General features: G+C 71.4%; 13 protein-coding genes, 1 tRNA gene and 1 pseudogene. 3 read left to right on the top strand and 12 right to left on the bottom strand.

Features of this window, described 5'->3' with window-relative positions:
• Positions 1-321 precede the first annotated feature (321 nt).
• Together ACFPA8_RS17535 and ACFPA8_RS17530 are read left to right on the top strand one after the other, a co-directional pair.
• Positions 322-1,245: a Rieske (2Fe-2S) protein gene (locus ACFPA8_RS17535; RefSeq protein ID WP_386449401.1), complete on the top strand. Its 924-nt coding sequence runs from the start codon at positions 322-324 to the stop codon at positions 1,243-1,245.
• A gap of 261 nt (positions 1,246-1,506) precedes the next feature.
• Positions 1,507-2,721: a PP2C family protein-serine/threonine phosphatase gene (locus ACFPA8_RS17530; protein WP_386449399.1), complete on the top strand. Its 1,215-nt coding sequence runs from the start codon at positions 1,507-1,509 to the stop codon at positions 2,719-2,721.
• Positions 2,722-2,808: 87 nt separating this feature from the next.
• Here the strand turns inward: ACFPA8_RS17530 and ACFPA8_RS17525 are convergent, their stop codons facing one another.
• The 6 genes and pseudogenes from ACFPA8_RS17525 to ACFPA8_RS17500 form a co-directional block, all read right to left on the bottom strand.
• Positions 2,809-3,723 carry a D-alanyl-D-alanine carboxypeptidase family protein gene (locus ACFPA8_RS17525; RefSeq protein ID WP_386449532.1) on the bottom strand — a complete coding sequence of 305 codons (915 nt, stop codon included), beginning with the start codon at positions 3,721-3,723 and terminating at the stop codon, positions 2,809-2,811.
• 360 nt (positions 3,724-4,083) lie between these two features.
• Positions 4,084-5,580 carry an APC family permease gene (locus ACFPA8_RS17520; protein WP_386449397.1) on the bottom strand — a complete coding sequence of 499 codons (1,497 nt, stop codon included), beginning with the start codon at positions 5,578-5,580 and terminating at the stop codon, positions 4,084-4,086.
• An 80-nt stretch (positions 5,581-5,660) separates the two neighbouring features.
• A pseudogene (locus ACFPA8_RS17515) lies at positions 5,661-7,202 on the bottom strand (GMC family oxidoreductase); the annotation flags it as partial.
• Between the two features lie 43 nt (positions 7,203-7,245).
• Entirely contained in the window at positions 7,246-8,712 is a 1,467-nt protein-coding gene (locus ACFPA8_RS17510) for an aldehyde dehydrogenase family protein (protein ID WP_386449393.1), read from the bottom strand.
• A gap of 264 nt (positions 8,713-8,976) precedes the next feature.
• Positions 8,977-9,735, bottom strand: a complete 759-nt coding sequence (locus ACFPA8_RS17505; protein WP_386449391.1) for a MerR family transcriptional regulator — start codon at positions 9,733-9,735, stop codon at positions 8,977-8,979.
• Positions 9,736-9,891: 156 nt separating this feature from the next.
• On the bottom strand, positions 9,892-11,190 hold the full coding sequence (locus ACFPA8_RS17500; RefSeq protein WP_386449389.1) for a citrate/2-methylcitrate synthase: 1,299 nt from the start codon (positions 11,188-11,190) through the stop codon (positions 9,892-9,894).
• A gap of 79 nt (positions 11,191-11,269) precedes the next feature.
• Here ACFPA8_RS17500 and ACFPA8_RS17495 point away from each other — a divergent pair, with 79 nt between their 5' ends.
• Complete coding sequence (locus tag ACFPA8_RS17495; RefSeq protein ID WP_386449387.1) at positions 11,270-12,418, top strand: citrate synthase/methylcitrate synthase; 1,149 nt, start codon at positions 11,270-11,272, stop codon at positions 12,416-12,418.
• A gap of 63 nt (positions 12,419-12,481) precedes the next feature.
• Here ACFPA8_RS17495 and ACFPA8_RS17490 read toward each other — a convergent pair whose 3' ends face one another.
• The 6 genes from ACFPA8_RS17490 to ACFPA8_RS17465 all read right to left on the bottom strand — a co-directional run bounded on the left by ACFPA8_RS17490 (position 12,482) and on the right by ACFPA8_RS17465 (position 17,689).
• Complete coding sequence (locus ACFPA8_RS17490) at positions 12,482-12,805, bottom strand: hypothetical protein (RefSeq protein ID WP_386449386.1); 324 nt, start codon at positions 12,803-12,805, stop codon at positions 12,482-12,484.
• Positions 12,806-12,939: 134 nt separating this feature from the next.
• Positions 12,940-13,674 carry a hypothetical protein gene (locus ACFPA8_RS17485; RefSeq protein WP_386449385.1) on the bottom strand — a complete coding sequence of 245 codons (735 nt, stop codon included), beginning with the start codon at positions 13,672-13,674 and terminating at the stop codon, positions 12,940-12,942.
• Between the two features lie 18 nt (positions 13,675-13,692).
• Complete coding sequence (locus tag ACFPA8_RS17480; RefSeq protein WP_386449383.1) at positions 13,693-13,995, bottom strand: type VII secretion target; 303 nt, start codon at positions 13,993-13,995, stop codon at positions 13,693-13,695.
• 25 nt (positions 13,996-14,020) lie between these two features.
• Positions 14,021-15,055, bottom strand: a complete 1,035-nt coding sequence (locus ACFPA8_RS17475) for a hypothetical protein (RefSeq protein ID WP_386449381.1) — start codon at positions 15,053-15,055, stop codon at positions 14,021-14,023.
• A 653-nt stretch (positions 15,056-15,708) separates the two neighbouring features.
• A tRNA-Lys gene (locus ACFPA8_RS17470) sits at positions 15,709-15,781 on the bottom strand.
• Positions 15,782-15,847: 66 nt separating this feature from the next.
• Entirely contained in the window at positions 15,848-17,689 is a 1,842-nt protein-coding gene (locus ACFPA8_RS17465; RefSeq protein WP_386449379.1) for a DEAD/DEAH box helicase, read from the bottom strand.
• Positions 17,690-17,814: the final 125 nt, after the last annotated feature.

Raw genomic sequence — 17,814 nt, 5'->3', positions numbered from 1 at the left:
AACCCTCGTGGCCGCCGAAGTCGCCGCGCTGTGCGGCCTCCCGGCACAGGGCGCGGTCCGGGCGCCGGGCGAGACCTTCGAGGCTCGCTCTGAGGTCCGGTGGCCTTCCGGACCGCCGCCCCGGAGCAGGCCGGTCCCGCCGGCGGATTCGACCGGGTGTCACCCCCGGCGCCTCCGGACACCGGGCACCCGCGTCGCCCCGGCCATTTCCTTCGTCCCCCTCGCCGCAGCGCCCCCTCGTCCCGACGCCGCGGTCCCCCGGAGCGGTCCGGCAATCCCGACGGCGTCGTTTGCCGCTGCCCCAGAGGGGCACCGGGCGGTATGTCCTATTCTCAGAAGCTCCTCGCCTGCGCGACCGCCGTCCGCTCGGTGCTCCCCGACCCGCAGCGGCCGGGGCGCGTACTGTCAGCCGTCGACAAGATCGAGAAGACCACCGCCCTGGATCCCGCCCTGATGAGACTGCGGCGCGCCGTGAAGTCGGTTCCGATCGGGGAGGATCTGCGTGACGTCATGCACGGCCGGTGGCTCGGGCACCCGGTCCATCCGCTTCTGGTGCAGGTGCCCATCGGTACCTGGGTCTCGGCCGCCGTCCTCGACCTGGTGCCCGGCAAGCGGTACACGGCGGGGCTGCTGGTGGGCACGGGCCTCGTCGCTGCTCTGCCCGCGGCCGTGACGGGTTGGGTCGACTGGGCCGAGATGCGCAAGCCGCAGATGCGCGTGGGCGTGGTGCACGCCGCGGCGAACAGCGTCGCAGTGGGCTGCTACGCCGCCTCACTCTTCGCGCGGCTGCGAGGCCGTTCGCTGCGCGGCCGCGCCTGGGGCTACGCGGGGCTGGCGGCCGTGGGTGCGGGCGGCGCGCTCGGCGGTCACCTGGCGTACCGGCAGGCCGCCGCGGTCAACCACGCCGAGGACATCTCCGTACGCACGGAGCCGGGGTGGCACCCCCTCGGCGCCGCAGCGGACTTCCCGGTCGGTGAAGCGGTACGCCGGACCGTGGGGGACGTGCCCGTCGTCGTCGTACGGGAGAGCGGCGGCGCCGTGCACGCGCTGGCAGACCGGTGCAGTCACATGGCGGGCCCCCTCTCCGAGGGGAAGGTCAGCGACGGCTGTGTGCGCTGCCCCTGGCACGGAAGCGTCTTCAGGCTCACGGACGGCTGGAACGTGGGCGGGCCTGCCACATCGCCCCAGCCGGCCTTCGAGACACGGAACGTCGACGGGCGGGTCGAGGCACGACTGAACCAGTGAGCCGCGGGACGGCAGCGCCAACGGGCCGCAGAGCGGCAGCGCCGTCGGGCCGCAGAGCGGCTGTGCCAACGAGCCGCAGAGCGGCAGCGCCGTCGGGCCGCAGAGCGGCAGCGCCGTCGGGCCGCAGAGCGGCGGGTGGCACCCGGACCCCTCCCCCGGGCGCCACCACCCCGAGCCGGATCGCTCCCCGTACCCGAAACTGAGGAGAGCCGGAGCAAGCGGGCAGTGGTGCCCGGCGCCCGATGGAGGGAACGAGGGAACGTGGGCACGGGCAGTGTGATCGCCGAACACGAGGACGGCACAAGGCGCGCACCGCACCGCGGGCGTACGGCCTTGCTGCCCAGGTGGGTGCGTCTGCTGCCGCCGGCGCTTCTGCTGATGGCCCTGGTCATGGAACTGTCCGCACCGCCCCGCTACTCCTTCGCGTCGCTGCTCACCGCAGCCGTGGTACTCGCCGCGCTGCTCTCGCGTTTCCTCGTCACCATCGTGCTGGGCGCTCTGGCAGTCGTCCTGCTCGTGTCCATGCACCTGCTCGTGGACGACGTCTATCCGGACGACATCACCGGCCCCGTCATCACGCTGGTGCTGGTGACCGGCTTCGCCACCACGCTCGCCCTGGTCCTCGAACGCACCACGCTTCAGCTCGTCCAGGTGCAGGCCGTGGCAGAGGCCACCCAGCGCGCACTGCTGCGTCCCCTGCCGGACCGGCTCGGGCCCGTACGTCTCGCCGGCGTCTACCGCGCCGCCGACGAGGCCGCCCTCATCGGCGGCGACTTCTACAGCGCGCGGCAGACACCGCACGGCGTGCGTGTGATCGTCGGCGATGTACGCGGCAAGGGCATCGGCGCGACCGAGTCGGTTGCCACGATCACGTCCGCGTTCCGCGAGGCCGCCATGTCGAGTCCGAGCCTGAGGGACGTCGCCGACCGGATCGAGGCGGCGATGGCCATGGACCGGGTGGACATGGAGGCGGGGGGTTCGCTGGCGGGGAACGGCCCCGGAAGGGCGCCGTCAGGGCTGGCGGGGGAGCTCTTCGCGACGGCCGTGCTGCTGGAGTTCGCCCCGGGAGGGGGCTTTCTGCGGGTGCTGGACCGCGGTCATCCGTCGTTGTACCTGATCGGCGCCGGCGGCGGAGTCACCCGGCTGGACCCCGGACCGGAGTACGCGCTGCCACTCGGCTTCGGCGACCTCGCACCGGGCACGGACGCGGGCATCAAGGAGTACCGGCTGGCCGACGGCGACACCCTGGTGGCCTATTCCGACGGGGTCACGGAGGCCCGCAGCAGAAGCGGCGGCTTCTATCCGCTGGAACAGCGGCTGGCGGAGCGCTACGGCAGCACGGCCGGCGCCCCCGCGCAGGCGGCGGCCGTCGAACCGGCGGAGGTCGTCGCCTTCGTCAACCGGGACGTCACACGCTGGGCCGAGGCGGTCAACGACGACATGGTGATCGTGGTTCTTCAGCACAGTCCACCGTGAGCGGAACGACGAACGCCCGGGTACGGCGTCGGACGACGGCCGTACCCGGGCGGTCAGAGCGATGCACTCGGCAGCGCCGGGTGTGTGTCAGTCCCGCTCGGCGCCCTTGGGCAGCTGACGCAGGTCGAGCTTGGCGGTCTTCTGCTCGAACGCCCAGTCGAGCATCCGCTTCGCGTCGGGGTAGCGCTCGCCGCTGTTGAGGATCGCGCCGACCACGGAGCGGTCGCCCTTCGTCGCGGCGAAGACGAGGCACGGCCCCGCCTTGGTGCCGGTGCCCGTCTTGATGCCGATGACGCCCTTGTACGAACCGAGCAGCTGGTTGGTGTTGTACCAGGTGTACGTGCGGCCGTTCGTCGCCTTCTGCTTCGCCGACGTCGACTTCGCGACCTTGCGGATATTGGTGCTGCCCAGCGAGTACTTGCCGAGCTTCGCCATGTCGCGCGCGGTGGAGTGGTTCCGCCCCTTCTTCGAGATGCCGTCGAAGGAGTCGAACTCGGTGTTCTTCATGCCCAGTTGGCGGGCCTTGGCGTTCATCTTCGCGATGAAGGAACTCGTGCGGGCGGACGTCGAGTCCCCGGTGCCCACGGCGTCGGCCAGCGCGTACGCGGCGTCGCAACCGGAGGGCAGCAGCAGGGCGTAGAGCAGCTGCCGCAGGCTGAGCTTGTCGCCCGTCCGCAGGTCGGCGGTGCTGCCGCCCCACTTCGCGACGTAGTCGCGGTAGGCCTGCTTGACGGTCACCTTCCGGTCGAGGTCGATGTTCTTGGTGCTCACCACGACCGCCGCCGTCATGACCTTGGTGGTGCTGGCCATCTCGCGCTTGGTGTCGGCGCCCTTGCCCCACATCTCCTCACCGGACGAACTGTCCAGCAGGAACGCGCCCTTGGCCTTCACGCCGGAGGGCCCGGCGGCCTGTGCCGGTACGACAAAGGGCCCGGCGGCCAGGAGGGCTCCGGCCACCACCCCGGCAGCACCCAACCGGCGGACCCTTTTCGATACACGTATCAACTCAAACGCTCCATCGTCGTCGAAGCCGGGCGGCAGTTGCACACGGCTGCCGCACGGCCGTCGAAAAGCCTGTTGTTCCAGAGACAGCGCAGCACCCCGTTTGGTTGCACCAGGTTCGTCCCGAATCCCGGTCGCAGCCACCGCAGCCACCGCGGCCCCCGAGTCACCGCGAACCGGCGAAGAGGAGGCCACGCAGGAGCGACGACCGGATCCGCCGAACGGCCGGACAGCCCCGGTGACGGGAAGCACGCGGGACACGGGACACCGCCTCGCGCGTGAACTCGCGGAAGACGGCAGCCAGTCGGCACTGCACGAGCGAGACCGTACACGACTGGAGCGGTGCGTCGAACAGCTGCGTCAGGACGTTCCGGGACCGGCCGCGCCGGATGACCGCCGGGGAATCGCGTCGCCCGCCGGTGCGTCCCCACGCCCGTAGTGGTGCGTGGTGAACATGTAGAGCAGCCCGGTGCCCAGGACCACGCCGCCGCAGAGCAGCACGATCCAGTTGTCGTACCAGGGCTGGTCCGGGTTGCGCGCCCAGGAGATGTTGATGATGGCGAAGATGCCGTACGCCAGTCCCACCGCGTTGACGAGCAGCCCCCACCGGCCGAGCGTGAACTCGCCGCTGGGCCGCCAGCCCTTCAGCCGCGCCCGCAGAGCCGCGAGCACGACCATCTGGAAGGCGCCGTAGATGCCGAGGACGGCGAACGAGACGATCTTGGTGAGGGCGTCCTCGGAGATCAGCGACCCGAAGGCGATGACGGCCGGGACGACGGCGGCGACCAGAAGAGCGTTGTGCGGGACGGCCCGCGCGTAGGAGAAGGACCGCAGCATCCGGTGACCGACGATCATCTTGTCCCGCGCGTACGAGTAGATGAGACGCCCTGCGGCGGCCTGCAGACTCACCGTGCAGGACAGGAACGAGATGAGCACCACACCCATCACCATCCTGGCGCCCGCCTCCCCCAGCGCGTCGAACAGCACCCGCACCACCGGGTCCGTGTCCTCTCCGGCGATCACCGCCTGGTAGTCGGAGACGGCGAGCAGCAGCGTCAGGCAGGTGAAGGTGGCGGCGGCGCCACCGACGTAGACGGTCCTGCGCATCGCCTTGGGGATGACGGTGCCCGGATGCGCGACCTCCTCGGCCAGGTCTCCGCAGGCCTCGAAGCCGTAGTACTGGTAGAAGCCGATGATGGCCGCGGCGAGGAAGACCGGCAGGTACGAGCCGTTCTCCGAGGTGCCGAAGTCGTCGAAGACGACGCCGAGTCCGTGGAAGCGGTGCGTGGTCAGCAGCCAGACCCCGACGACGACGGCGCCGACGAGTTCCGCGGTGAAGCCGATGACGGCGGCCTTCGAAAGGGCCCTGGTCCCGGCGTAGTTGATGAGCGCTGCGACGACGATGAGCGCCACGGTGCACAACACGGTCGTGTGCACGCTCGGTTCGAAGCCGAACAGGATGGCGATGTACGGGCCGGCTCCGTAGGCGACCGCGGTGATCGTCACCAGCAGCGCCCACATGTAGATCCAGCCGGTCATCCACGCCCAGCGGATGCCCCACAGCCGGCGCGCCCACGGGTAGACGCCGCCGGCGATGGGGTACTGCGCGACGACTTCGCCGAACACGAGGGCCACCAGGAACTGGCCGGCGCCCGCCAGCACGAACGCCCAGATCATCGGAGGGCCGCCGGTGGCCAGCGCCGTCGCGAACAGGGTGTAGGTGCTGACGACCGGGGAGAGGTAGGTGAAGCCGAGCGCGAAGTTGGCCCAGGGCCCCATCTCCTTGCGGAACTCCGAGCCGTGCCCGGCGGATTCCCCGGGGCCGCCTCCGGTGGCAGGCGTGCCGGCGTCGGTCATCAGCGCTCCGTTCCCCGTGTTCCGTGCGGTCCGTGCCGTCCGTTCGGTCCGTTCCGTCCGTGCGCCCGTACGTCCCCTGGTTCCGGCGCCGCACGGCCGGTGATCAGATCGGCGGCGCGTTCCGCCGTCAGCAGGACCGTCACCATGGGGTTGACCGTCGGCAGGGTCGGAAAGACGGAGGCGTCGACGACTCGCACGCCCCGCTCCCCGCGCAGCCGCAGCTGCGGATCGACCACGGCCGTCGAGTCGTCGTCCGCGCCCATCCGGCAGGTGCCCGCCGGGTGGTAGACGGTGTGGGAAGCGCGGCGCCCGTACTCGGACAGGTCCTCCTCGGTGGTCAGCCCGGGACCGGGCGCCACCTCCCGTACGAGCCAGTCGCGGAGCGGCCCGGTGGCGGCGACTTCGCGGGCGATACGCAGACCCTCGACGACAGTGCGCTCGTCGTGGCCCTCCGGATCGGTGAAGTAGCGGAAATCCAGGGCCGGTTCGACGTCGGGGTCCGGGCTGCGCAGCCAGATACGGCCCCTGGAACGGGACTTGGGGACGTTGGGGGTCATGCAGACGCCGTACGGCGGTGTCGGATAGCCCAGCCGTTCGGTGTTGGCGGTGAACGGCACCTGGTAGAAGTGGATCATCAGGTCGGGGCCGGACTCACGGGCGTCGCGCCGCACGAACAGACCCGCGTCGGAGTCCATGGCGGTGTTCGGCGGCAGCGGCCCGGTCTCCCAGACGATGACCGACTCCGGGTGGTCCAGCAGGTTCTCGCCCACACCGGGGAGATCGGTGAGCACGTCGATGCCGAGTTCCCGCAGGTGCCCGGCGGGGCCGATCCCGGAGAGCATCAGCAGCCGCGGCGTGTCCACCGCCCCCGCGCACAGCAGCAGTTCACGCTCTGCCCGTACGGTGCAGTCGGTGCCGTCGGCGGCTCTCACCCGGACCCTGGCCAGCCGCCCGTCCTGCGCCCGCAGCAGCCGGTACGCCCAGCTCTCCAGTTTCAGCGTGAGGTTGGGGCGGGTGAGCACGGGATGCAGATAGGCGACGGACGCCGACGAGCGGTTCCCCGTCGCGGGGTCGTACGCGAGTGAGAAGAAGCCGGCGCCCTCGGTGAAGGGGTGTTCGTTGAAGTCGTCGACGACGGGGACGTCCAGGGCGTCGACAGCGGCCGTCACGAAGTCGTGCGCGATGGGATTGCGGTCCTTCTCCGCCACCGGCCGGATGGTGTTCTGCAGCCGGGCCCGGTACGGCAGGACGGTCCCGGGGTCCCAGCCTTCCGCGCCGTGCCGCACCCACTCCCGCAGGTCCTGCGGGAACGGCAGGAAGCTGATGAGGGTGTTGTGGGACGAGCAGCCGCCGAGCACGCGGGCACGCGAGTGGACGATGTGGGAGTTGCCGCGCGGCTGCTCGACCGTGGTGTAGCCGTAGTCGTACTCGGTCCCGAGCAGGTTGATCCAGTTCCGCAGCTTCATCACACGCTCGTCGCCGACGTCGCTGGGGCCTCCCTCGACGACGCAGACGCGGCAGCCGGGGTCCTCCGTCAGCCGGGCGGCCAGCACGCATCCCGCGGTGCCGCCGCCCACGATGACGTAGTCGTACGGCTCGTCGTGTCCGCTTCCGTCACTCATGCGTGCGCCCGGCCCCGGCGGCCCGGGTTTCCACCGCTGCCCGTCATCCCTTGAACCAGCCGGAAGGCGCGGGCGAGAGGTTCTGGTAGATGTGCTTGGCCTCCTGGTACTCCCGCAGTCCTGTCGGCCCGAGTTCCCGTCCGATGCCGGAACGTCCGAAGCCGCCCCACTCGGCCTGCGGAACGTAGGGGTGGAAGTCGTTGATCCAGACAGTGCCGTGCCGCAGCCTGCCGGCCACCCGCTGGGCCCGGCCCGCGTCGCCGGTCCACACGCCTCCCGCCAGTCCGTAGCGGGTGTCGTTGGCCAACTCCACCGCCTCCTCCTCGGAGTAGAACCGTTCGACGGTCACGACCGGCCCGAAGATCTCCTCCTGCACGATCCGCATCGAGGACTTGCAGTCGGCGTAGACGGTCGGCAACAGGAAGAAGCCGCGGGCCAGTTCGGGATCGTCCGGCCGCCGTCCCCCGGTGACCAGCCGCGCCCCGTCCGTACGGGCGATCTCGAAGTACGCCTCGACCTTCGCCCGGTGCTCGGCGGTGCTCAGCGGCCCGCTCTCGGTGAGGGGTTCGAGCCCGTCGCCGAGCCGGATGGCTTCGGCCCTGGAGGCCAGCTCGGCCAGGAAACGGTCGTGGACGCCGTACTGGACGAGCAGCCGCGAACCGGCCGAGCAGACCTGCCCGGAGTGGAGGAAGGCGGCGTCGAGTGCGTAGTCGAGCGCCGCGTCGAAGTCGGCGTCGTCGAACACGATGTTGGGGTTCTTGCCGCCCAGTTCGAGCGCGATGTTCTTCACCCCGGAGGCGGCGTTCTCCATGACCTTCCGGCCCGTGGCGAGACCCCCCGTGAAGGAGACCATGTCGACCTCGGGGTGCGAGGTCATGGCCGAGCCGACCGTGCCTCCCGCACCGAGCACGAGGTTGGCGACACCCGGCGGCGTACCGGCCTCCGCGAGCAGTCCCATCAGGGCGATCGTCGTCAGTGGTGTGGTCTCACTCGGCTTGAGGACGAAGGTGTTCCCCGCGGCGAGCGCCGGCGCGATCTTCCAAGACGCCTGAAGCAGCGGGTAGTTCCACGGCGCGATCAGGGCGCACACCCCGACCGGCTGGTGGACGACTCTGCTCAGCACGTCCGGGCCCACGTCGACGACCCGTCCGGCGTCCTTGCCGACCACCTCGGAGAAGTAGCGGAAGGCGTTCGCGATGTCCTCGATGTCCAGCCGCGACTCGGCGAGGGTCTTGCCGGTGTCGAGGGTCTCCATGCGGGAGAGCTGCTCCAGGTCGCGCAGCAGCAGTTCGTGCACGCGGTAGAGCACGTCCGCACGCCGCCGGGAGGGCGCCCACGCCCAGTCGGCCCGCTGGAAGGCCCGCTTGGCCGCCCGCACGGCGAGGTCGACGTCTGTCTCGTCCGCCTCGTCGACAGTCGTGATGACGGACGAATCGAAGGGGTTGACGACCTGCCGCCGCGCGCCGGAGACGGCCCCCGTCCACTCGCCGTCGATATACAGCTCAGCCATCGCGATGCCCCTCACTCTCCGGCGGCGTCCACCGCCCGCCCCTGCCGGGCGGACGGGCACCAACATCGTGCGCCGCACGGCCCCCAGCCACGGGGCGCACCGTGGGGACGGCTGGGGGTGAGGGATGTTGACCCACCTGGACTAGGGGGGTGTCCGGGTCGCGTGCGAGGTGCCCGAGCGGTCCTGCGCGGGCCACGGCGCCGGGGCCCGTCAGCGAAGTGACGGGCCCCGGCGCGCCCCCGCGGATCAGGAGTGGCGTACGGATCAGGAGTGGCGTACGGCGTTCGCGAGGATCGCGTCGCGCAGGTACTCCGCCATCCCGGGCTTGATCGCCTCGTAGTGGGCGGTGAAGCGCTCGTCGGCGACGTACATCTCGGCGAGGCAGGTGTGCATCTCGTAGGTGCAGTCGTAGTAGAAGCGGCAGATCTGCTGCCGGTGCTCCTCCGCGAGGTCCATCGCCGACCCGGACTCCGGGCCGTCGCCGCTGTCCATCTGGGCGACGAAGCGGCGGCCCCACTCCTCCTGCTCCTGGTTGATCCGCTTCCAGTCCTCCTTCGTGTACGAGGCCGTCTTGCGCTGCGACTCCCGGTACGCGTCGGTGTCGCCCCAGCGCCGTTCGGTCTCCTCCGCGTACTGGTCGGGGTCGAAGTCGCCGAAGACCTCGAACTTCTCCTCGGGCGTGAGGTTGATGCCCATCTTGCGTGCCTCCATCGCGTGCTCCACGGCGGCAGCCATCTTCTGCAGCTTCTCGATCCGGCCGGACAGCAGTGCGTACTGCCGCCGCAGGTGCTCCTGCGGGTCGGTGTCCGGGTCGTCGAGCAGGGCCGCCACCTCGTCGAGCGGAAATCCGAGCTCCCGGTAGAACAGGACCCGCTGCAGCCTGTCGAGGTCGGCGTCGCCGTACTGCCGGTGTCCGGCACGGCTGCGCTCGCTCGGCACGAGCAGCCCGACCTCGTCGTAGTGGTGCAGCGTGCGCACGGTCACTCCGGCGAACTTGGCCACCTGTCCCACGGACCAGCTCATCTCCGCTCCCTTCTCGGTACGCACTTCACGATGAGCCCTCACGTGACGTGAGGTGCAAGCGCAATTCCGCGGGCGGTGGGAAGCAGGTTCGCGTGCCCGCCGCCACGGACGGGACGGGAGGCCGTACGGACGGAACTGCCCGGCCTGACGGGCCGGCTACGGCACCGGCCTGGGCGGGCGCGGCCCCGTGTAGTGCCCGGCGGGGCGCAGCCGCAGCGGGCGCTCCCCGTACTCCTCCAGCGCGTGGGCGATCCAGCCGGCTGTCCGCGCGACGGCGAAGACGGCTTCCCCCGCCTCGGCGTCCATCCCCGCGCCCAGGGTGAGCACGCCCAGGGCGAGGTCGACGTTGGCGGGACGCCCGGCCGTCGCGGCGACCTCGTGCGCGGCCTCCAGCGCCGGGGCGCAGGCCGGCAGCTCCGCCAGCCACCCGAACAGGGCGCGGGCCCGCGGGTCCTCGCCGGGGTAGACGCTGTGCCCGAGGCCCGGCACACGGCGCCCGGAGCGGAGGACGTCGGCGACGGCGGCCGTCGCGCTGCCGCGCTCGACGGCCTCGGCCAGCAGACGGTGGGCGCCCGCGCTGGCGGCGCCGTGCAGCGGAGCGTCGAGGGCGCCGAGCGCGGCGGAGACGACCGCGTACGGGTGGGCACGCGCGGAGGCGGCGACACGGGCGGCGAGGGTCGAGGCCGCGAGATCGTGGTCGAGGAGCAGGACCATCGCGCGCTCAAGGGTGCGTACGAACGCCTCCGAGGGGCGACGGGCCGTCAGGCGGGCCCAGAGGGCGCCGGCCAGCCCGTCCTGCGGCGCAGCGTGCGTACCCGCGTGGGGCGCTGAACCCGCCGCGTGGGCCCCTCTCGTCGGCAGCGCACCGACCAGTACGGGCAGCAGCTCGCGAGCCCGCCCGAGCACCGACTCCTCCGCGAGATCGAACCGCAGCGGGTCCGCCACGGCGGCCGCGACGACGGCGGCACGCAGCCGGTCGGTGACCGCGCAGTGTGCGGGCAGTGCGCCGGACGCCGCGCGGGCCGCGTCGAGCAGCGGGGGCGGAGCCGCGAAGCGGACTCCGGGGGTGACGTGGCCCGTCCACAGCCAGTCGGCGGACTCCTCGAAACCGCGGGCGGCGGCCAGTTGACGTGCGTCCACGCCGCGGAAGTAGCAGGCGTCGGCCTCGATGAGCGTGATTCCGGACCGTACGGAGACCGCCCCGGGAGCGGCTTCGCGCACCGCGGCGGCGGGGCGCCTGGCGGCCCGCACGAGCGCGTCGACCTCGTCGGCGTCGAACGTGCTGCCTCTGCCGCCTGCGGACTTCCGGCTGGTCAGGAGACCACGGCTGACGTACGCGTACACCGTCTCCGGCTTCACACCGAGGCGTTCGGCGGTCTGCCGGGTGGTCAGGCGGGACTGCTCGTGCGGGCCGACGCCGCTGCTCTCCTCGCTCACACCGTCCACTCTATACATTGATTCAATCAACATTGACAGCGCTTAGTACAGCATGGACAGTCGAAATCAAGCATGGGGGTACGAACGGAGAAGCGACATGGAACAGCAGGCGATCGAGGTTCCCCGCGGACTGGCCGGGGTCGTCGTCACCGACACCGCCATCGGCGACGTCCGGGGGCGCGAGGGGTTCTACCACTACCGCCAGTTCTCAGCCGTGGAGCTGGCCGAACACCGCACCTTCGAGGACGTATGGCATCTGATGTTCCACGGCGAACTCCCGGACGCACCGGCCCTCGAGGAGTTCACCAAGCGCACCGCCCGGCTGCGACGGCTCTCCCCGCCCGTCCGGGAGGCGCTGCCCGTCATCGCCCGTGCGACCGCCGCGTCCGGGCCGCTGACCGGCCTGCACACGGCGCTCCCGCTCGCCGGCGCGGCGGCGGGCTTCCGCCCGGTCTACGACCTCACCCCGGGCGAGCGCCTCGAGGACGCGCTGTCGGCCTGTGCCCTGGTGCCGACGCTGCTGACGGCGCTGCACCGGCTGGGCGAGGGCCTCGAACCGGTCGAGCCGCGCGACGACCTGCCGTACGCGGCCAACTACCTGTACATGCTCACCGGCGAGGAACCCTCGCCCCGTGAGGCCCGTGCGGTGGAGCGCTATCTGATCTCCACCGTCGAACACGGCTTCAACGCCTCCACCTTCACCGGCCGCGTCATCGCGTCGACCGGCGCGGACATCGCCGCATGCCTCACCGGGGCGGCCGGGGCGCTGTCCGGCCCCCTGCACGGTGGTTCGCCCAGCCGTGCCCTGGACGCTCTCGACGCCATCGGCACCCCGGACCGCATCGACGACTGGGTCCGCGAGCGTGTACGGACAGGCAAGCGGATCATGGGCTTCGGCCACCCCGTGTACCGCACCGAGGACCCGCGTTCGCGCATGCTGAAGCGGATCGCGCAGGACTTCGGCGGCCCGCTGACCGACTTCGCCGTACAGGTCGAGGAGCGGGTCGAGGCGATCCTCGACGAGCTCAAGCCCGGCCGCGAACTGCACACCAACGTCGAGTTCTACGCGGCCGTCGTCATGGAGCTGTGCGGCCTGCCGCGCACGATGTTCACGCCGACGTTCTGCGCCGCGCGCGTCGTGGGCTGGAGCGCCAACATCCTTGAGCAGGCGGACGATTCGAAGATCATCCGTCCCTCCGCCCGCTACACCGGCCCGGTGCCGCCGGTACCGGTGCCCCCGCTGTGACCCCGGCAGCCCCGCCGCCGGGCCGGGGGTGTCCGCCCGGACACCCCCTCGCACTGCTGACGGTCAGAGCTGTTTGACGGTGTCCGCGGCTGTCTTCAGCGGGAGTTTCGGGTGCCGGCGGCGCAGTTCGCGGACCGCTTCGGCCAGGCCCTTCTCGTCGCGGACGCGGCGCAGGCCCTCCGTGTCGAGGGAGCGGACGAACTCCTCCTGCGTACCGAACTGCTGACGGAACCAGTCGCTGCGCCGCCTGCGCTGTGCGTACGCCTCGGCCAGGCCGGGGCAGACGATGACGAGGACGAACCCGACGGTGGCCAGGGCGCGCTGGTCCACGGACAGGGAGACGAAGGCCATGAAGAGGCCGCCGAGTGCCAGGCACCACAGCAGCACGCGCGGACCGTACAGGGGATTCACCTCTCCGCTCTCTCGGGGATGGGAGGGAAGCTACAGGGAAAGCGGACGGACCGGCCACCGTCGGGCCGTACGGCCGGGTGTGCCGGCCGGTCCGTCGCCGGGCGCCCCGCTCAGGCGGTGCCGGAGGGCCACTTGCCGCCGGGGAACGCGGAGTTGTCCTGCGCCTCGCCCTGGACGACCGACATCTGCTGGGCCTGCGTGCCGAGCGCCGCGACGAGAGTGGTGACGGCGGCGATGATGAGGGCCGAGTTGACCCCCGCCTCCTCCACGATGAGGGCGGCCCCGGCCCACGAGAAGACGACCGAGCCGAGCGCCGCGATCGCCGCCACCGTGGCGATGATGAACTTGGCGAGGATGACGCCGATGGCCACGTAGAACGCGAGCCCTGCTACCGCGGAGAACGTCAGGGCGGTGGCGACCTTGTCGGCGCTGGTCTCCACCTGCGTGGCAGCCGTGGTCTGGTCCTTGACCGCCTTGGCGTACGCGGAGCCGGCCTCCCCCTCCCACTTGTCGGGGGCCTTCAGCGCGTCGGCGGCCGTCTCGCCGGTCACGGTGGAGGCCTTGCCGCGCACGTCGCTCTGCCAGTCGTTCGCGTAGAAGAAGAAGGTGATGGGGGCGGCCGCGCCCTCCAGCACTTCACCGATCTTCTTCAGCAGCCAGCTGCCCGCCTCGATGAGCTTGTTCGCGCACCAGATCAGGGCGTCCGCGATGGGCTTGGGGATGAACCACTTGTTGGCGGTGGACTCGGCCTTCGGGCCGACCTCCTGCAGCTTCGCCGCCAAGTCCTCGGTGCCTTTGACGAGTTTGTCTATGGTTGCCTGGTACTGAGCCGAGCTGAATGACATCTGGTTCCCCGTTCCGCCTTAGTAGGCGCCCTCGATGGAGGCGGTCGTCTCCGCCTCCCTGTTGTCGTACGCTGTCGCATTCTTCACGAGCGCGTCAGCGATCTCTCCCATTCGTTGGCTTCCCTCGTCGCAACGGGCCGAGAGCTCGTCGACCGCCTTCTCGTAGGCCGAGAACAGCACTTGGAACATGCCTGCCTCGAGGCGGGTGAGGCGCAGGCCCTCGATGGTGTTGTGCACGCCCTTCATCGTCTCGGCCTGCCGGTCCCACATGCGCGCCTCGCTGCGCAACGCGTCGGTGACCGTCTTCAGATTCGGTGCCATGGTCAGTGCTCCTGTCGAGATGCAGTCAGAGTCCGCCGGTGAAGCGCTTGGGGTCGCGGAGGATGGCCAGGGCCTCGTCGAACAGTCCGTCCAGCTGGCGCTTCTGCGCGTCCGTCCCGGTGGACTCCTCCAGCCGCGCCAGGGCGGCACGTCCGTCGGCCAGCGCCGCCTCGACCGCCTGGCCCAGTGCCACGGCCGACTTCCCCTCCGCCCAGGAGGCGTCCACGCGGCATGAGTGGAAGTTCCCCTTGCTCAACGCGACCGTGATCCGGTGGCCGGAGTCCTTCCCCTCCACCTGGGCGTCGGCGAGGGAGTCCAGGTCCAGCCTCGACACCGCGTCGAAGGCGTTCATCATGTCCTCGGCCACCTCGTCGAGGGCACGGGGGACGACGAACCGCAGGTCGTGGCCCGGGACTTCGACGGGAGGCGGGGCGTCGCTGCCCGGCGCGCCACCGGGGGCGCCGGCGTCCGTGGGGCCCGTGGGGCCGGCACCGCCGGGCGTCCAGCTCGGGGCTCCCGGGTCACTGCTCCGGGCCCAGCTCGGCGCTCCCGGATCGCCTCCAGGGGCCTGGCCGGGCGCACCCGGATCGCCGCCACCGGCCCAGTTCGGTGCGCCCGGATCACCGCCCGGAGCCACGCTCGGCGCGCCCGGGTCACCACCGGAGGCGCCCCCACCGGGGCCTGACGGACCGGGCGTCGTGGAGCGGGGGCCTTCCCTTTCGCCCCGCTCCATGTCCTGCCGCAGCGCTTCCGTGCGGCCCTGCACGTCCATGCCCTCCATGGCCTGCTGCATGGCTTCCATGGACGCGCTCATCGCGGCACCGTACGCCTCGGTGACCGCGCCGCCGATGGCCTCGGGCCCGCACTTGCGAGCCCAGTCCCGGGCGAAGGTCACCGTCTCCGGCAGGCCGTCGCTTCCCAGCCGCACCGTCACCGCACCGCCCGCGTCCCGTCCCTCCGTGCCCGAGGGCATGCCGCGCTGAACCTCCTGCAGAATCCCCTGCAGTCCAGCGGTGTACTGCTGGAAGTTCCGTAGCGCCGCCAGGATTTCGTCCGCCATCCCCTGCCCCCTCGTCGAAGCCGTCCTGCAGCCTACTCCGGGCGACGGCGCCAGAACCTTCGTCCGGATCGCCGGTCCTGTCAATCCCCACGCATCGCGGAGGTCTTCCAACTGAGGCCGTTCGCACTCGGGATGCCGCTGGTCGGCAGGGTGGTGTGACGTTTCGGCTGGGCGGCTCGGGGGCTGGTTCGTGCCGTGATCGGAACGTGTGACCGTTCGTCACCGGGCCGTTCCGGAACCACGGTTGCCGCCACGGAAAGCCGCCGGTGCTGAGGGCGCCGCCCGGAGGACGACGCGGTCCGGGGAACTCACCGCAGACCTCCGGGAGATGTGCGAGAGCTTCCGCGCGGACGGCGCCACGCGCCGGCGCGCCCCGGGTCCCTCCGCCACCTCGACGGCCCCGAGTGGGAACCGACTTGAAAGGCCCGTCACGATCACGTCGCGCACGTGAACGAGCATGCTGCCCGAGGACGCCCGCAGGGCCGCCGGGGACGCCGGGCGGCGCGCCCCGCGGCAAGATCGCCGTACCGCCCCGGCCCGCTTCGGGACATGGGCCCGGCGACGGTCCGGTGAAAAGCCGGAGCGCCCTGCCCGGCCAAGCCGGTCAGGGCGCTCAAGCGCAGGTCAGAGGGGGTTTTTAGACCCTCGCGCCGTAGGCCGTGTGGGACTCGAACCCACAACCAATGGATTAAAAGTCCACTGCTCTGCCAATTGAGCTAACGGCCCGCCCCCGCAGCATAGCCCGGCGCACCGCCGGGCTTCGAAGGCATTGGCCTTCGCGCTGGGGAGGTGTCAGCCGTTGCGCTTCCAGCGCGGCTTGTCCGTGCGGCGGTCGAAGGAGCGGCCGCCGCCGCGGTGGTCGTCACGGCGGGCGTACGGGCGCCTGTCGTCGCGGCTGTGCGAGCCGGGACGGCGGTCGTCACGGCGGAAGCCGCCACGGTCGCCCTCACGCCTGTCCCGGTTGAAGGACGGGCGGTCGTCACGGCGGAAGCCGCCACGGTCGCCTTCACGGCGGTCCCGGTCACGGTTGAAGGAGGGACGGTCACCACCGCCGCGCCGGTCGCCCTCACGGCGGTCGCGGTCACGGTTGAAGGACGGGCGGTCACCGCCACGGGGCTCGTCGCGCTTGACGTCACGGCGCTGGTCGCGCTGGTCGCGCAGCTCCCGCTCCTCGCGGCGCTGCTCCCGGCGCAGCTCCTTCGCCACCTCCGCCTCGACCTCGGCGGTCAGCGCCGCCGCGGCCTCGGCCACGGCCGCCTCGGGGTCGTCGCCCCGCTCGCGCGCCGCCCTCGCCGTCAACCGCTCGGCCTCCTCGCGGAGTTCGGCGGCACGCTGCTGGGCACGCTCCAGCTGGCGGGTGAGCTTGGCCGCCTCACGCTCGGCCTGCTTGGCGGCGTTCGCGGTCGCGTCCGCCTGCACCTCCGTCAGCGAACGCGCACCCGTGATGCGCGTCACTTCCTCGTCGAAGACGTCGCCCCGACCGATGATGTGCCGCGAGGCGTCGACGCCCGCGTCCTCCATCAGCCGGAAGATCTGACGCCGCTGGTGCGGCAGGGCCAGCGAAACGACCGTCCCGGACAGGCCCGCACGGGCCGTACGTCCCGAGCGGTGCAGGTAGTCCTTGTGGTCGCCGGCCGGGTCGACGTTCAGCACCAGGTCGATGTTGTCGACGTGGATGCCGCGCGCCGCGACGTCCGTGGCGACGAGGACGTTGACCTTGCCGTCCTTGAAGTCGGCCATGGTGCGCGTGCGCGCACCCTGGGTCATCCCGCCGTGCAGCGCCTCGGCGCCCACGCCGCCCTCGCGCAGCTGCTCCGCGACGCGGTCGGCGCCGAGCTGGGTGCGGACGAAGATGATCGTGCGACCCTTGCGGGCGGCGATCGCGGAGGTCACGGGCGCCTTGTCGCGCGGCTTCACGACGAGCACGTGGTGACTCATGGTCGTCACCGCACCCTGGGCGGCGTCGACCTCGTGGAGCACCGGGCTGTCCAGGTAGCGCCGTACGAGCGTGTCGATCTCCTTCTCCATCGTGGCGGAGAAGAGCATCCGCTGCCCGCCCTCGGGCAGCTGGTCCATCAGCTCGGTGACCTCCGGCATGAAGCCCAGGTCGGACATCTGGTCGGCCTCGTCGAGGATCGCGACCTCGACGTCCGCGAGGGAGCAGGAGCCGCGGCCGATCAGGTCGCGCAGCCGGCCGGGCGTCGCGACGAGGATGTCGACGCCGCGTTCCAGCGCGGTGATCTGGTTCTGCATGGACGTACCGCCGCAGACGACCTTCAGCTTCAGGCCGAGCACGTCGCCGTACGGCTGCAGCGCGTCGGAGACCTGCATGGCCAGCTCACGGGTCGGGGTGAGGATGACGCCGCGGGGGCGCTTGCGCTCCGTACGGGAGCCGGCGAGCTGCGTGAGCAGCGGCAGGCCGAAGGAGAGGGTCTTGCCGGAGCCGGTGCGGCCGCGGCCGAGGATGTCCTTGCCCTGCAGCGCGTCCGGGATGGTCGCGGCCTGGATGGGGAAGGGGGTGGTGACACCGTTCGTGGCGAGCTTGCGCACGACCGCCTCGGGAAGCCCGAGATCGGCGAAGGTGACGGTCTCCTCGTCTTCAGGCAGGAGAGCGTCGATAGAAGCAACAGACATGCGAAATGCGAACCTTCCGGAGTTCAGCAGCACGCGCCCAGACTCCGTGAATTCGCAAACGACCGCCTCGATGCGGTCAGCCACGGCTAAGAGAAGCGCGCCACGCGGCGCGCTCTTCAAGGGCG

Origin of the sequence: Streptomyces ovatisporus (assembly GCF_042653885.1) — a bacterium.
GTDB lineage: Bacteria > Actinomycetota > Actinomycetes > Streptomycetales > Streptomycetaceae > Streptomyces > Streptomyces ovatisporus.
Note: the sequence above shows the minus strand (reverse complement) of the source record. Positions and strands in the feature narration are given on the sequence as shown.

What these genes read in the sequence shown, in the direction of transcription:
- ACFPA8_RS17535 (WP_386449401.1), top strand. Translation starts at nt 322, where the DNA reads ATGTCCTATTCTCAGAAGCTCCTCGCCTGCGCGACCGCCGTCCGCTCG.
- ACFPA8_RS17520 (WP_386449397.1), bottom strand. Translation starts at nt 5,580, where the DNA reads ATGACCGACGCCGGCACGCCTGCCACCGGAGGCGGCCCCGGGGAATCC.
- ACFPA8_RS17510 (WP_386449393.1), bottom strand. Translation starts at nt 8,712, where the DNA reads ATGGCTGAGCTGTATATCGACGGCGAGTGGACGGGGGCCGTCTCCGGC.
- ACFPA8_RS17505 (WP_386449391.1), bottom strand. Translation starts at nt 9,735, where the DNA reads ATGAGCTGGTCCGTGGGACAGGTGGCCAAGTTCGCCGGAGTGACCGTG.
- ACFPA8_RS17500 (WP_386449389.1), bottom strand. Translation starts at nt 11,190, where the DNA reads ATGTATAGAGTGGACGGTGTGAGCGAGGAGAGCAGCGGCGTCGGCCCG.
- ACFPA8_RS17495 (WP_386449387.1), top strand. Translation starts at nt 11,270, where the DNA reads ATGGAACAGCAGGCGATCGAGGTTCCCCGCGGACTGGCCGGGGTCGTC.
- ACFPA8_RS17485 (WP_386449385.1), bottom strand. Translation starts at nt 13,674, where the DNA reads ATGTCATTCAGCTCGGCTCAGTACCAGGCAACCATAGACAAACTCGTC.
- ACFPA8_RS17480 (WP_386449383.1), bottom strand. Translation starts at nt 13,995, where the DNA reads ATGGCACCGAATCTGAAGACGGTCACCGACGCGTTGCGCAGCGAGGCG.
- ACFPA8_RS17475 (WP_386449381.1), bottom strand. Translation starts at nt 15,055, where the DNA reads ATGGCGGACGAAATCCTGGCGGCGCTACGGAACTTCCAGCAGTACACC.
- ACFPA8_RS17465 (WP_386449379.1), bottom strand. Translation starts at nt 17,689, where the DNA reads ATGTCTGTTGCTTCTATCGACGCTCTCCTGCCTGAAGACGAGGAGACC.